Origin of the sequence: Streptomyces sp. 378 (genome assembly GCF_030124145.1) — a bacterium.
Classification (GTDB): Bacteria; Actinomycetota; Actinomycetes; order Streptomycetales; family Streptomycetaceae; genus Streptomyces.
This window is the reverse complement of the sequence record NZ_JASKMS010000006.1, coordinates 50071-64035: the sequence shown is the minus strand read 5'-3', so window position 1 is coordinate 64035 and position 13965 is coordinate 50071. Positions and strand designations below refer to the sequence as shown.

Annotated in this window: 13 protein-coding genes; all 13 read left to right on the top strand. The window is 71.1% G+C overall.

Going from position 1 to position 13965, the window contains the following annotated elements:
* The first annotated feature begins 661 nt into the window (after positions 1 to 661).
* Positions 662 to 1714 (top strand): lytic transglycosylase domain-containing protein, encoded by a 1053-nt coding sequence (locus QNO09_RS10735; RefSeq protein ID WP_283970099.1) that lies wholly within the window; start codon positions 662 to 664, stop codon positions 1712 to 1714.
* 78 nt (positions 1715 to 1792) lie between these two features.
* Positions 1793 to 2860, top strand: a complete 1068-nt coding sequence (locus QNO09_RS10730; protein ID WP_502962276.1) for an RNA polymerase sigma factor — start codon at positions 1793 to 1795, stop codon at positions 2858 to 2860.
* 128 nt (positions 2861 to 2988) lie between these two features.
* Positions 2989 to 3918, top strand: a complete 930-nt coding sequence (locus tag QNO09_RS10725; RefSeq protein ID WP_283969885.1) for an ABC transporter ATP-binding protein — start codon at positions 2989 to 2991, stop codon at positions 3916 to 3918.
* Positions 3915 to 4685, top strand: coding sequence for an MlaE family ABC transporter permease (locus QNO09_RS10720; RefSeq protein ID WP_283969884.1), 771 nt, complete (start codon positions 3915 to 3917; stop codon positions 4683 to 4685). Before QNO09_RS10725 ends, QNO09_RS10720 begins: the two co-directional genes overlap by 4 nt.
* A gap of 3 nt (positions 4686 to 4688) precedes the next feature.
* Positions 4689 to 5504: an MlaE family ABC transporter permease gene (locus tag QNO09_RS10715; RefSeq protein ID WP_283969883.1), complete on the top strand. Its 816-nt coding sequence runs from the start codon at positions 4689 to 4691 to the stop codon at positions 5502 to 5504.
* Positions 5505 to 5512: 8 nt separating this feature from the next.
* Entirely contained in the window at positions 5513 to 6754 is a 1242-nt protein-coding gene (locus QNO09_RS10710; RefSeq protein ID WP_283969882.1) for an MCE family protein, read from the top strand.
* Positions 6751 to 7788: an MCE family protein gene (locus QNO09_RS10705; RefSeq protein WP_283969881.1), complete on the top strand. Its 1038-nt coding sequence runs from the start codon at positions 6751 to 6753 to the stop codon at positions 7786 to 7788. The genes QNO09_RS10710 and QNO09_RS10705 overlap by 4 nt, the downstream gene beginning before the upstream one ends.
* A complete protein-coding gene (locus tag QNO09_RS10700) occupies positions 7785 to 8951 on the top strand; it encodes an MCE family protein (protein WP_451524344.1) in 1167 nt (388 codons plus the stop codon). Before QNO09_RS10705 ends, QNO09_RS10700 begins: the two co-directional genes overlap by 4 nt.
* Entirely contained in the window at positions 8948 to 10063 is a 1116-nt protein-coding gene (locus QNO09_RS10695; RefSeq protein WP_283969880.1) for an MCE family protein, read from the top strand. Before QNO09_RS10700 ends, QNO09_RS10695 begins: the two co-directional genes overlap by 4 nt.
* Positions 10060 to 11364, top strand: coding sequence for an MCE family protein (locus QNO09_RS10690; protein ID WP_283969879.1), 1305 nt, complete (start codon positions 10060 to 10062; stop codon positions 11362 to 11364). Before QNO09_RS10695 ends, QNO09_RS10690 begins: the two co-directional genes overlap by 4 nt.
* The gene (locus QNO09_RS10685; protein WP_283969878.1) at positions 11361 to 12638 is read left to right on the top strand and encodes an MCE family protein; all 1278 of its coding nucleotides are present in this window, start codon (positions 11361 to 11363) and stop codon (positions 12636 to 12638) included. The genes QNO09_RS10690 and QNO09_RS10685 overlap by 4 nt, the downstream gene beginning before the upstream one ends.
* A complete protein-coding gene (locus QNO09_RS10680) occupies positions 12611 to 13123 on the top strand; it encodes an Rv1363c family protein (protein ID WP_283969877.1) in 513 nt (170 codons plus the stop codon). Before QNO09_RS10685 ends, QNO09_RS10680 begins: the two co-directional genes overlap by 28 nt.
* A gap of 48 nt (positions 13124 to 13171) precedes the next feature.
* Complete coding sequence (locus QNO09_RS10675) at positions 13172 to 13954, top strand: hypothetical protein (protein WP_283969876.1); 783 nt, start codon at positions 13172 to 13174, stop codon at positions 13952 to 13954.
* The last annotated feature ends 11 nt before the right edge of the window (positions 13955 to 13965 follow it).

The window sequence follows — 13965 nt, the reverse complement described above, 5'->3', positions numbered from 1 at the left end:
TTGCGACATTGCGCAGGTACCGCACCGTCCAGCCGTCGATGGGCTCGCGGTCTAGGCGACCACCGTCGGGTTCGCCTGCAAGAGGCAGCGGCACGGAGACAGACTCGGACGTCTTCGAGCGCATCGAGCAGACCGCCTGACTCCAATAGTGACGAAGCCCCCGTCCGGACCGCTCCAGGGCGGGATGCCGTCTCATGTAGCCATCAAGGTAGCCACACAAGAGCCCTCCTTGCATGGTTGCCCAGGTCATAGCGTCATAGCACCGTGGTGAATTTCCCGGCGTAAAGCTCGACTCGTCTGCCGCTCCTTGTTCCGCGGCTCCGTCTGATGCCGACGGGGATCTGCCCGGACCCCGGGCCTGTCCTGAGACGAGGGAGCCGTCCGGCCCGACGTGGTTGGGCGTGCTGTCCGAGCTCGCCGGGCTGCTGCTCGTCAAGGCGGCCTTCCCCGTACCTGGTCGCCCACCCTGTCGACCAGCGAGCGGAGAAGGCGCTGAGTGGAGCGCGGACGCCGCCGTAGCGGGCAACGCGCGCAAACCCCCGCGACGGACCCACCCCCCTCCCCCGTAGAGCAGACGACAGAAAGCTCACAGGGAGGGGAGCGGGACGTGGCAGGGCACAGGGGCAGGCGTGTCAGAGGTGCGGCGGTCGCGGTGGCGGCGATGACGGCGCTCACCGCGTCGCAGGCGCCGGGGGCGGTCACGGCGCGGGCTTCCGCACCGGCGCCCGGTCAGGCACCGGCCGAGGAGGGACCGAGCGTGTCCGGCGACGCGCCGTACCGGACCGAGCTTCCGCCGCTGCGGACCGGGAAGCGCCCGGGCGGCCAGGCAGCGGAGGAGGAGGTGGGCGGCGCGCTGCCTGCCAGCGTGTTCGCCGCCTATCGGCGGGCCGAGGGCCGCCTCGCGCGCGAGGCGCCCGGCTGCCGGCTGCGCTGGCAGTTGCTGGCGGCGATCGGGCAGGTGGAGTCGGGGCAGGCGCGCGGTGGCAGGGTGGCGTCGGACGGTACGACCTTGGCGCCGATCCTCGGGCCGCGCCTGGACGGCGTGGCCTTCGCACTGATCCGGGACACCGACGGCGGCGCCCACGACGGAGACACGGCGTACGACCGTGCGGTGGGTCCGATGCAGTTCATCCCGTCGACCTGGGCCCGCTGGGGCGCGGACGGCAACGGCGACGGGCGTACGGATCCGAACAACGTCTTCGACGCGGCACTCGCCGCCGGACGGTATCTGTGTGCCGGTGGCCGGGACCTGTCCGTCCCCGCCGAGCTGGATCGGGCGATCCTCGGCTACAACCACTCGACGGCCTATCTGCGCACGGTCCGGGCCTGGTACGCGTACTTCCTGGAAGGGCACCGGGTGGTGCCGGACGGCTCCGCCGGGTCCTTCGCAGGGCCCTCCGCCGAGTCCTCCTCCGCTCGACCCGAGCCGTCGCGGTCCCCCTCGAAGCCGAAGGAGGCCTCGCCGACACCGACACCCTCCGCCCGGCGGAGTGCCCAGCCGTCTCGCACCCCGTCGGCCCCTGTTTCCCCGGCCCCGGCCAGACCCCGCCCCGCCACCGACCCCGAGAAGCCGGACGAGCCACGACTCCCCGCATCCGACCCGGACTTGGTGCTCACCACCCCCGACCTGCTGCCCAGCGGCGCCCCACTCACCAGTAACAGCGCGGACTCGATGACCGCCTCCCCCTCCACAACCGCCGATACTCGGCGGTAATGTCGCCACCCGCCGGACAGCACGAGACCGGTGGGTGAGCGCGAAGGGGCCCTCATGGCGACGGACATGCCTGCGGACATGCCCGCAGAGGCAGAGACACCTGCGGAGACGCACGCGGCCGACGAGCGGTGGCGGCGCATGTGGAGCCACCGCGAGCACCTGCTCAAGGTGGCCCGGCGCAGGTCGATGAGCCCGGAGGACGCCGAGGACGCGGTGCACGAGGCGATGCTGCGTGCCGCCGAGCGGCCCGACCTGGATGAGGAGCGGCTCGCGGCCTGGTTGACGACGGTGACGATGCGACTGTGCGTCGACCGCTACCGGCAGGTGAACCGCGAAGCCGAGGTGCGCACCAGCCCGACGCTCGTCGCCCCCGGCCCGGTGCCCGTCGAGGAGGCGGTGTGCGACCGGGCCGAGGCCAAGTGGCTGGCGGTGCGCAGTGGCGAGCTGCCCGCGCGGCAGGCCGAGGCGCTGCGGCTGAAGTCGGAGGACCTGGACGTCGGCCAGGTCGCCGTCCGGATGGGGCTGAGCTACCGGACCGTCGAGTCGCTGCTGGCCCGGGCCCGGCGGACGCTGCGGCAGTCGCTGGCCGCCACGCTCGGGTTCGCGCTGTTCCTCATCGGGTGGGGACGGCCGCGCGGAGTCGGCAGGGCACAGGCCGTGGCGGTCGCCTCCACGGCGGCGTCCCTGGCGGTGGCGGGGTTCGTGCTGCCGTACGCCCTCGACGGCAGTGGGAGCGGGGGAGGCGGGGGCGGTACGACGCCTCGGCCTGTGGCCGCCTCACCGGACGCGGAGACATTGCGGCCGGACAGCGGTGGCGGGAGCCGTACGCCTCGGGGCAATGAGCCCACGGCTGCGGCAGCCGAGCGCGGAGCGGCCGAGTCCCCTGCCGCCGAATCGTTCCTCCCGCTGTCCGTGCCGTCGCTGCCGGAGGTCCCGGATGTTCCGGACGTCCCGGTGTCGCCGCTGCCCGTGCTGTCCGCGCCGGAGGTCCCGCAGGTGCCCGACGTCCCGCAGCCGGTGGACGTCCCCGACCTGCCGTTGGAGTCCTCCGCGGTGCCGACGGACACGGCGGTCCCGGATGTTCCGGAGGCTTCGGCCGTACCGTCCGCCTCGCTCCCCGGGCCGACACCGAGTCCGCTTCCGTAGCGTCGGCAAACCCGCCCGGAAACCCGCCCGAAAAAAATCCGCCACTCGAGCGACGGACGCCCCGCCCCTCCCCGTAGAGCAGATGTCAGAGCTGCTGGAGCTGCTCCACGGGCTGAAGGGTGGACCGGATGGGTGTCGAGATCTGTGTGGAAGGGCTGACCAAGTCCTTCGGTCACCAGGTCATCTGGCAGGACGTCTCGCTGACGCTGCCCGCCGGGGAGGTCTCGGTCATGCTCGGCCCCTCGGGCACGGGCAAGTCGGTGTTCCTCAAGACGCTCGTCGGCCTGCTCAAGCCGGAGCGCGGCTCCATCACCATCCAGGGCCGGGACATCACGAAGCTGCGCGAGCACGACCTGTACGAGGTGCGCAAGCTCTTCGGCGTGCTGTTCCAGGACGGCGCGCTGTTCGGCTCGATGAACCTCTACGACAACATCGCCTTCCCGTTGCGCGAGCACACCCGTAAGTCCGAGAGCGACATCCGGCGCGTCGTGCTGGAGAAGATGGACATGGTCGGGCTGATCGGCGCGGAGGGGAAGCTGCCCGGTGAGATCTCCGGCGGGATGCGCAAGCGCGCCGGGCTGGCCCGGGCCCTCGTCCTCGACCCGGAGATCATCCTCTTCGACGAACCCGACTCGGGCCTCGACCCGGTCCGCGTGGCCTACCTCAACCAGCTCATCGTCGACCTCAACGCCCAGATCGACGCGACCTTCCTGATCGTCACGCACGACATCGCCTCGGCCCGCCAGGTGCCGGACAACATCGGGCTGCTGTTCCGCCGCGAGCTGGTGATGTTCGGACCGCGCGAACAGCTGCTGGCCAGCGAAGAGCCCGTCGTACGGCAGTTCCTGAACGGCCGGATGCAGGGTCCGATCGGCATGGCGGAGGAGAAGGACGCCGCCCAGGTCGAGCAGGAGCTCGCGCAGATCGACGACAGCGCTGTCGTCCAGGAGCCGGCTCCCCGCCTGCTGCCGGGGCCGGGCATCGCCCGGCCACCCCGCTGGGAGGCCATCGCCCGGCGCGAGGCCGCGCTGCACCAGAAGGAGGTGGCCGGCGCGTGAGCCTGTCACCCATCGGAGCGCTGCGGCACTCGGGCAGCCTCTTCGCGATGGCGCTGGACGTCGTCCGGACGATCCCCCGACGGCCTTTCCAAGCACGGGAGTTCATCCAGCAGACGTGGTTCGTCGCGAGCGTCACCATCCTGCCGACAGCCCTGGTCTCCATCCCGTTCGGGGCGGTCATCGCGCTCCAGATCGGCAGCCTCACCCGGCAGCTGGGCGCCCAGTCCTTCGCCGGGGCCGCCTCCGTGCTCGCCGTGCTGCGCGAGGCCTCGCCCATCGTCACCGCACTCCTGATCGCGGGCGCCGGCGGCACGGCGATCTGCGCCGACCTCGGGGCGCGGAAGATCCGCGACGAGATCGACGCGATGCAGGTGCTGGGCATCGACCCCATCCACCGGCTGGTCGTCCCCCGCGTACTGGCGTCGATGCTGGTGGCGGTGCTGCTCAACGGCCTGGTGTCGGTGGTCGGCGTGGCGGGCGGCTACTTCTTCAACGTCGTTCTCCAGAACGGCACCCCGGGCGCCTACCTGGCCTCCTTCACCACGCTCGCCCAGCTCTCCGACCTGTGGGCGGCCGAGGTCAAGGCGCTGGTGTTCGGCGCGATCGCCGGGATCGTCGCCTCCTACAAGGGGCTGACCGCGAAGGGCGGACCCAAGGGTGTGGGCGACGCGGTGAACCAGTCGGTGGTGATCACCTTCATGTTGCTGTTCGTGACCAACTTCGTGATGACCGCGGTGTACTTCCAGGTCGTCCCCCAGAGGGGTTAGCCGATGAGACTCATCGACCGCCCACTGAAGTCCCTAGAGGCGCTGGGCACCCAACTCTCCTTCTACGGCCGCTCACTGGCGTGGACGGGGCGCACCCTGCGTCGCTACAAGAAGGAGATCCTGCGGCTGCTCGCCGAGGTGAGCTTCGGCCGGGGCGCGCTCGCCGTCGTGGGCGGCACGGTCGGCGTGATCGCCTTCCTGTCGTTCTTCACCGGCACGGAAGTGGGCTTGCAGGGGTACGCCGCGCTCAACCAGCTCGGCACCTCCAACTTCGTGGCGTTCCTCTCGGCGTACTTCAACACCCGTGAGATCGCCCCGCTGGTGGCCGGGCTCGCGCTGTCCGCGACCGTCGGCGCCGGGTTCACCGCCCAGCTCGGCGCGATGCGGATCAGCGAGGAGACCGACGCGCTGGAGGTGATGGGCGTGCCGTCGCTGCCGTTCCTGGTGACGACGCGGATGATCGCCGGGTTCGTGGCCGTCGTCCCGCTGTACGTGGTCGGCCTGCTGTCCTCGTACCTGGCCGCCCGCACCATCACCACCGGCTACTACGGGCAGTCCACGGGCACCTACGACCACTACTTCCAGCAGTACCTGCCCCCGGTGGACGTCCTGTGGTCCTTCGGGAAGGTGCTGGTCTTCGCCGTTCTGATCATCCTGGTGCACTGCTTCTACGGCTACTACGCGAGCGGCGGCCCGGCAGGCGTAGGCGTCGCGGTGGGCCGCGCGGTGCGGACCTCGATCGTGGCGATCAACGTCCTGGACTTCTTCCTGTCGCTGGCGATCTGGGGCGCCAGCACGACCGTACGGATCGCGGGGTGAGCCGCCGTATGAGGGTACTGAGACTGCGGTTGTACGGCGTCGTCTTCATCGCCGTGCTCGCGCTGCTGCTGTCCCTGTCCGTCGCCGTCTACCGGCAGGTGTTCACGCCGGTCGTGCGGATCACGCTGGAGGCCGACAGCCTCGGCAACCAGCTCGACCCGCGCGCCGACGTCAAGCTGCGCGGGCTGCTGGTCGGCGAGGTGCGCGAGGTGCGGGCCGACGGGACGAAGGCGACGCTCGACATCGCGCTCAAGCCGGAGCACGTCGCCCACATCCCGTCCGACGTGCACGCGCGCCTGCTGCCCAAGACGCTGTTCGGCGAGAAGTACGTCGACCTGGTCGCACCCGCGCGCTCCTCTGCCCGGCCCATCCGCGCCGGGGACGTGATCAGCCAGGACCGCACCCGCGTCGGCATCGAGCTGCAGCAACTGATGAACGACCTGCTGCCGCTGCTGCGGACGGTCCAGCCCGGCAAGCTCAACGCCACGCTCTCCGCGTTCGCCACCGCCCTCGACGGACGCGGCGACCGGATCGGCGACAACCTCACCCGAGTGGAGGCCTACCTGCGCCGTCTCAATCCGCACCTGCCGTCCCTGAAAGAGGACATCGCACGCTTCGCCGACGTCGCCGAGGTCTACGGCGACGCGGCGCCCGACCTGATGGAGATCCTGCGCAACACCGTCACCACCAGCCGCACGATCGTCGAGGAGAAGGACCGGCTGGCGGCGGCGCTGAAGTCCACGGCGACCGTCGCGGGCACCGCCGAGGACTTCCTCGACGCCAACGGCGACCGGCTGATCACTCTCGGGCAGGTCTCCCGCCCCACGCTGGAGCTGTTCGCCCGCTACTCCCCGCAGTACCCCTGCCTGCTGGCCGGACTGGTCCGGCAGGACAAGGCGTCAGAGGAGGCGTTCCGGGGCGGCAAGATGCACATCACGCTGGAGGTCGTACGGGCGCAGGGAGCCTACGAGCCGGGTGAGGAACCGCGCTACGGCGAGCGGTCCGGCCCCGACTGCCGTGATCTGCCGCGTCCCCCGGTGCCGGCGCCCGGCGCCCCACTGGACGACGGTTCCAAGAAGGCGAGTCCGGCCTCGGGCGGCCCGCTCGGCGTCTCCGCCACCCGGGCCGAGCAGCGGGCCGTCGGCTCGCTCGTGGCGCCGGTGCTGGGCGTGCCCGCGGACGAGGTGCCGCCGGTCGCGACGCTGCTGTTCGGGCCGATGGCGCGCGGGACGGCGGTGAGCGTCGCATGAGCACCACAGGAGCCCGACAGACCGCCGCCCCCCTCATCAAGTTCAGTCTCTTCGCACTGGTGACGGTGGTGGCGACGGCCCTGCTCGCGGCCACCATCGTGAACATCTCCTTCACCCCCGAGCACGAGTACCGCGCGGTCTTCAGCGACGTCACGGGCCTGGAGGAGGGCGACGACATCCGGGTGGCCGGCGTGCGGGTCGGCGAGGTCGCGGGCATCCGGATCAAGGACCGGACGCTGGCCGAGGTCACCTTCACGGTCAGCCGGGACCGGCCGCTGCTCACCAGCACGGGCGCCGTCGTCCGCTACCGCAACCTGGTCGGGCAGCGGTACGTCGCGCTGACCGAGGGCGCCGGCGACGGCACCCGGCTGCGCCCCGGCGACACGATCCCGCTGGCGCGCACCCAGCCCGCCCTCGACCTGAACGCGCTGCTGAACGGCTTCAAGCCGCTGTTCGCCGCGCTCAGCCCGAAGGACGTCAACCAGCTCGCCACCGAGATCATCAAGACCCTCCAGGGCGAGGGCGGCACCGTCAACAGCCTGCTGACGCACACGGCGTCGCTCACCACGACGCTGGCCGGCCGCGACAAGCTGATCGGCTCGGTGATCGACAACCTCAACACCGTGCTGAAGACGCTCGACAAGCGCGGCGCCCGCTTCTCCGGACTCCTCAAGCAACTGCGCCGGGTCATCTCGGGCCTGTCCGCCGACCGCAAGCCCATCGGGGAGTCGCTGGTGAGCATCGGCGATCTGACGGAGGCCACCTCGGGCCTGCTGAAGGACGCGCGTCCGCCGCTCAAGGACGACATCGCGGAACTGACCGACCTCACCGGGACGCTGAACGACAACGAGAAGACCGTGGAGGGCGTGCTGAAGCGGCTGCCGAACAAGCTGAACGAGCTGACGGGGACGGCGTCCTACGGCTCGTGGTTCAACTTCTACCTGTGCGACTTCGACGGCCGGATCGTGCTGCCGAAGACCAAGCAGGTGCTCACACCCGAGATGCACGTGGCGAGGGCGAGGTGCGAAGCATGAGCCGCAAGCGCCGCCCGGAGCCGATGTTCAAGGTCCGTGTCGACCCGCCCAGACTGCCTCGCGTGCGACTGCCGAGGGTACGGCTCCTGCCGCGCCGCAAGCCGCGTCCGCAGCCGATGTTCAAGGTCCGTGTCGACCCGCCGAAGCTGCCGAGGATACGGCTCCACCGCCCGCGTCTCGGTCCCTTCCGCGAGCGCAATCCCGTCGTCATCGGTGCCGTCGGGCTCACCGTCCTCGCGCTGCTGACCGTGGCCGCGTTCAACGCCGACCGTCTGCCGGTGATCGGCGACGGCGAGACGTACAGCGCCGCCTTCGCGGAGGCGGGCGGTCTCAAGCCGGGCGACGAGGTGCGGATCGCCGGGGTCAAGGTCGGCAAGGTGGAGGAGGTCGACCTGGACGGGGACCATGTCAAGGTCACCTTCAAGATCAAGGACGAGCCGGCGTTCGGCACCGACACCGGCGCGTCGATCCGGGTCAAGACGATCCTCGGCGCGAAGTACCTCGCCCTGCACCCCAAGGGGAGGGGCCGGCTGGAGCCCGGCAGCGAGATCCCGCTGCGGCGGACCGTGCCCGCGTACGACGTCGTGCAGGCGTTCAGCGATCTCACCACCACGACGGAGAAGATCGACACCGACCGGCTGGCCAAGGCTCTGGACACCATCTCGACGACCTTCGAGGACTCACCCTCCGAAGTACGGGCGTCCATCAAGGGCCTGTCGAAGATCTCCCGGACGGTGGCCTCACGCGACAAGGCCCTCAAGGAGCTCCTCGACCACGCGAACGGCGTGACGGGCGTACTCGCCGACCGGTCGGGCGACTTCACCGCCCTGGTCGAGGACGGCGACAAGCTGTTCAAGGAGATCAGCAAGCGGCGTGCGGCGATCCACAAGCTGCTGAAGACCTCCGCCGCCCTCGGCATCCAGCTCTCCGGCCTGGTCCAGGACAACGAGAAGGAGATCGGGCCCGCGCTCAAGGGCCTGAACACCGTGGTGAAGATGCTCGAACGGAACCAATCCAGCCTGGACCGGAGCATCAAGCTCCTGGCCCCCTACGTGCGGGTCTTCACCAACACCCTCGGCAACGGCCGCTGGTTCGACTCCTACGTCCAGAACATGGTCGCCGCCCCGGTGGTGCCGCGGACGCGGACGGGAGGCGCACAGTGAGCAACCGCTGGAAGAAGCCCCTGGCCCTGCTGACCGCCCTCGCCCTGGTCGCCGCGCTCACCTACGTCCTGTGGCCGCGCACCGAGCCGGTCCGCGTCACGGCGTACTTCCCCCGCACCGTCGGCATCTACCCCGGCTCGGACGTCCGCGTGCTGGGCGTGCGGATCGGCGAGGTCAGGAAGATCACGCCGGAGGGCGGCCGGGTGCGGGTGGAGCTGGAGTACGACGGGAACCGCAGAATCCCGGCGGACGCGCAGGCCGCGATCATCAACTCCTCGGTGGTCAGCGACCGTTACGTGCAGCTGCTGCCGGTGTACCGGAGCGGCCCCGTACTGCGGGACGGCGACGAGATCCCCGAGTCGCGTACGGCCGTACCGGTCGAACTGGACCGCGTCTTCGACAGCCTGCACACCACGGCCGAGGCGCTCGGCCCCGAGGGCGCCAACAAGGACGGCGCCCTGTCACGGCTGCTCGGCGTCAGCGCCGACAACCTCGACGGCCAGGGGAAGAACCTCCACCGGACGGTCGAGGACCTCTCGGAGGCGGTCACGACGCTCTCCGACGGCCGCACGGACCTGTTCGGCACGGTCCGCAACCTCCAGGTGTTCACGGCGGCGCTGGCGGCCGACGACAAAAGTGTGCGGTCGTTCAACAAGAGCCTCGCCAAGGTCGCCGAGCAGCTCGCGGGCGAACGCAAGGACCTCGCGGCCGCGCTGAAGAACCTCGGCACGGCGCTCGGTGACGTGTCCGCCTTCGTGAAGAAGAACAAGAAGTCGCTGACGTCCAACGTGGAGGGCCTGAGCAAGGTGACCAAGGTGCTCGTCACCCAGCGGGCGGCCCTGGAGGAGCTGCTGGAGGTCGCGCCGACGGGTATGTCGAACCTGCACAACGCCTACAACCCCTCCGCGGGCACCCTCGACACCCGCAACAACCCCGACCACCCGCAGGACCCGGCCTCCCTGCTGTGCTCGATCCTGAAGACGACCGGGGAGAAGACCGACTGCGGGGACCTGAGGGACCTCTTCGACTCCCTGCCCGAAGTGCCCCCGGGCACCCCGGCCACCGGCACGGTCGACCGCACCCTCGGCGGAATCCTGGGGGCGAGCGCATGAGGACACCGCGCAAGGGCCGGATCGTCGCCTGGGCGACCGTCGGGACGTTCCTCCTGTCCGGCTGCGAGTTCAACGGCTGGTACGACGTCCCGCTCCCCGGCGGAGCCGCCGCCGACGGCCACGCCTACCACGTCACCGTCGAGTTCCGCGACGTCCTCGACCTGGTTCCGCAGTCGGCCGTCAAGGTCAACAACGTCACCGTGGGCGCGGTGGAGAAGGTGGAGCTGGAGGGCTGGCACGCGAGGGCCCGCCTCCGGGTCGCCGACTCGGTGAAGCTGCCCGCCAACGCCGTCGCCGAGCTGCGGCAGACCAGCATGCTCGGCGAGAAGTACGTGGCGCTGTCCAGGCCGCCGGAGAGCACGCCGGCCGGCCGGCTCCGCGACGGGGATGTGATCCCCCTGTCCCGCAGCGGCCGCAACCCGGAGGTCGAGGAGGTGCTGTCCGCGCTGTCCGCGCTGCTCAACGGCGGCGGCGTGGCCCAGCTCAAGACGATCACCACGGAGCTGAACAAGGCCCTGGAGGGCCGGGAGAACCGGGTCAAGTCCCTGCTCAAGGAGCTCGACACCTTCATCGGCGGTCTGGACGACCAGCGCCGGGACATCGTCCGCGCGCTGAAGGCCGTGGACCGGCTGGCCAAACGGCTGGGCAAGGAGAAGACGACCATCGCCGAGGCCGTCGACACGATGCCGCCCGCCCTGAAGGTCCTGGCCGACCAGCGCCGCGACCTGACGAGGATGCTCACCGCCCTGTCGAAGCTGGGCAGGACCGGCACCAAGGTGGTCAACGCCTCGCACGACGACACGGTCGCCAACCTCAAGCAGCTGCGGCCGATCCTGCGACAGCTCAACAAGGCGGGCAGCGACCTGCCCAACTCCCTGGAGCTGCTGACGACGTACCCGTTCCCGCGCAACGTGGTGGACGCCATCAAGGGTGACTACGTCAACCTGCACATCACGGCGGACCTCGATCTGGCCGGGATCTACGGCAACCTGACGGACGAGCCGGGCGACGGGGACACTCCGCGACCCGAGCTTCCCGAGGCCCCGGACCTGCCGGATCTCCCGGAGGCACCGGATCTCCCGGACGTGCCGGACGTTCCGACGCCCACCGCGCTGCCGAACGCTCCGAGCGTTCCGAGCTTGCCGTCGTCCCCGCCGGCTCCCTCGGGTGGCGACGACCCGCTGTGCCCGCCGGTGTGCACCGCCGGCTACGGCCCCGGTGGCCACCGCACCGGGGGCGAGTGGCCCGAGGGGATCAACCTCGAACTCGCCGAGCTGCTGCTGAAGGGGGTCCAGCCGTGATCACCCGTACGGTCAAGGCGCAACTGATCGCCTTCGCCACCATGACCGCCGTAGGCGTGTCGTACGTCGGCGCCGAGTACACGGGTCTGGTGGACGAGATCCTGGACCGCGGCTACACCGTGCGTGCCGACTTCGCCGGCTCCGGGGGCGTCTTCCCCGGTGCCGAGGTCACGTATCGCGGGGTGCCGGTGGGCAAGGTCGGCGCGCTGCGCCTGACCGGCCCGGACGGGGTCCAGGTCGCGCTCGACATCGAGGACGGGGCGCCGCGCATCCCGGCCGACACGCTGGCCGTGGTGGCGAACCGTTCGGCGGTGGGCGAGCAGTACGTCGACCTCCAGCCGCGCACCTCCGACGGCCCGTATCTGCTGAACGGCAGCACGATCCCGCGCGAGAGCACGCGGGTGCCGCTGCCGACGACGGACATGGTCCTCAGCCTGGACCGCCTGGTGAACTCGGTCGGCAAGGACGACCTGCGGGTCACGGTCGACGAGTTGGGCAAGGCCTTCGCCGGCACCGGCCCCCACCTGAGCCGCCTGGTGGACTCGGGCAACTCCCTGGTCGAGTCGGCGTCCGAGGCGCTGCCGGAGACGATCGCCCTGATCGAGGACTCACGCAAGGTCCTGAAGACACAGGCCGACCAGGGCTCGTCGATCAAGTCGTTCGCGCGCGACCTGGCGGCCCTCTCGGCCCAGTTGAAAGCCAGCGACGGGGACCTGCGCAGGCTGATCGGCAACGCGCGGCCGGCGGCGCAGGAGCTGAACTCGCTGCTGAAGTCGGCCGGGCCCGAGCTGTCGGTCCTGCTGGCCAACCTGATCAGCGGCGGCCAGGTCACGCTGGCCCGCCTCCCCGGCGTGGAGCAGGCCCTGGTCACCTTCCCGCTGATGGTCGCGGGCAGCTACACGGTCGTCCCGGGCGACGGCACCACCCACTTCGGCCTGGTGCTGAACGCCGACGACCCGCCGGCCTGCACCCAGGGGTACGGCACGGCACGCCGCGACCCCGCGGACACCAGCACCCGCGAGGCGAACACCGCCGCCCGCTGCACGCTCCCGCGCGGCAGCGAGTCGTCGGTACGGGGCGCGCAGAACGCCCCGGGCGCGTCGACCGCCGGCGGCGGCGCGAACCAGGCGGCGTACGTCGCCCCGTACGACCCGGAGACCGGTTCCACCACCGGCCCGGACGGAAGGAACGTCGAGATCGGCTCGACGGGCGGCCAGCAGGCCGTGTTCGGAAAGGAGTCGTGGCAATGGCTGCTCGTCGGCCCCATGGCCTGAGGCCGGTGCGACCCGGAGCGCTGTCGGCGGGACTCGTCGCGGCGACCGTCGTCACCACCGCACTGGCACTCTGGCTGTCCCTCGGCCTCTACCAGCAGCGCGAGGCGGACCAGCGGCGCCAGGGCATCCTGGCCGCGGCCCGCCAGTCGGCGCTGAACTTCACCTCGCTCGACTACCGGCACTACGACCGCGACAGCGCGAACGTACTGGCGGGCGCGACCGGCGAGTTCAAGAAACAGTTCACCGCGCAGACGGACCAGTTGACGAAGCTGGTGGCCCAGAACAAGTCCGTGTCGGAAGGCCAGGTCCTGGAGGCGGGCATCGTCCGCTCCGACGAGAACTCGGCCCGCGTGCTGGTGGTCGCCGACAGCAAGGTGACCAACACCGCCGTGCCCGGGGGAGAGGCACGCACGTACCGGCTCCAGCTCGACCTCGTACACAAGGACGGCCGCTGGCTGACGTCCGACGTCGAGTTCGTCGGCTGATCCACGGGCCGATCCGCCGACCGCCACGCACCGACGAGGAGTACCACCATGCCGAAGACGACCACCGGCCGCGCCCCCGGTCCCGGCACCCGCCGCACCATGACGGCGGCCGCCCGCGCGGCGGCGAAGCGCGCCGAGCGCGGCCACCGCGAAGCGGGCGCGGCGACGGACACCGGCGAGGAGTCCCCGCGCCGGACCGAGCGGCCCCTCGCCGGACGCACCGTCCTCGTCGAGGCCCCGAAGGACGGCTGGGACGACCCGCCGGAGCCGTCGCCGGAGTCGTTCGAGGAGGACGGGCCGCAGGAGCGGAGCGAGCCCGGCCCCGCCGGCCGTCGGCGGCTGCTCACCCTGGTCCTGGCCGTCCTGCTCGTCACCGGACTGGTCGCGCTCGCCGCCCTGGGGTGGCAGTACCGCGACGGCCGCCTGACGGAGACCGCCCGGACCGAGGCGCTGGCGGCCGCGCGGAAAGCGGCGCCGATCGTCCTGTCGTACGACTACCGCCGCCTGGACAAGGACTTCTCGACGGCTCGCGCCCATCTGACCGGCGATTTCCGCGACGAGTACGGCAAGACCACGAAGACCGTGGTCGCCCCGACGGCCAGGAAGTACCACGGCGTGGTGAAGGCGACGGTCGCCGCCCCCGGCTCCGGCGGCGACCCGGCCGTCTCCGTCGTCTCGGCCTCCCCCGACAAGGTCGTGGTCCTGCTCTTCGTCAACCAGGTCACCGAGAGCACCCAGGTCTCGGGGGCTCGCGTGGACCAGAACCGGGTGCGGATGACGATGGACCGCACGGGCGACGGGTGGAGGGTGAGCGCGGTGGACGCGCTGTAGCGGCGGTTTCC

Coding starts and splice junctions, on each gene's coding strand:
- QNO09_RS10730 (WP_502962276.1), top strand. CDS start 1,793: ATGCCCGCAGAGGCAGAGACACCTGCGGAGACGCACGCGGCCGACGAG.
- QNO09_RS10690 (WP_283969879.1), top strand. CDS start 10,060: ATGAGGACACCGCGCAAGGGCCGGATCGTCGCCTGGGCGACCGTCGGG.
- QNO09_RS10710 (WP_283969882.1), top strand. CDS start 5,513: ATGAGGGTACTGAGACTGCGGTTGTACGGCGTCGTCTTCATCGCCGTG.
- QNO09_RS10715 (WP_283969883.1), top strand. CDS start 4,689: ATGAGACTCATCGACCGCCCACTGAAGTCCCTAGAGGCGCTGGGCACC.
- QNO09_RS10675 (WP_283969876.1), top strand. CDS start 13,172: ATGCCGAAGACGACCACCGGCCGCGCCCCCGGTCCCGGCACCCGCCGC.
- QNO09_RS10680 (WP_283969877.1), top strand. CDS start 12,611: ATGGCTGCTCGTCGGCCCCATGGCCTGAGGCCGGTGCGACCCGGAGCG.
- QNO09_RS10705 (WP_283969881.1), top strand. CDS start 6,751: ATGAGCACCACAGGAGCCCGACAGACCGCCGCCCCCCTCATCAAGTTC.
- QNO09_RS10725 (WP_283969885.1), top strand. CDS start 2,989: ATGGGTGTCGAGATCTGTGTGGAAGGGCTGACCAAGTCCTTCGGTCAC.
- QNO09_RS10700 (WP_451524344.1), top strand. CDS start 7,785: ATGAGCCGCAAGCGCCGCCCGGAGCCGATGTTCAAGGTCCGTGTCGAC.
- QNO09_RS10735 (WP_283970099.1), top strand. CDS start 662: ATGACGGCGCTCACCGCGTCGCAGGCGCCGGGGGCGGTCACGGCGCGG.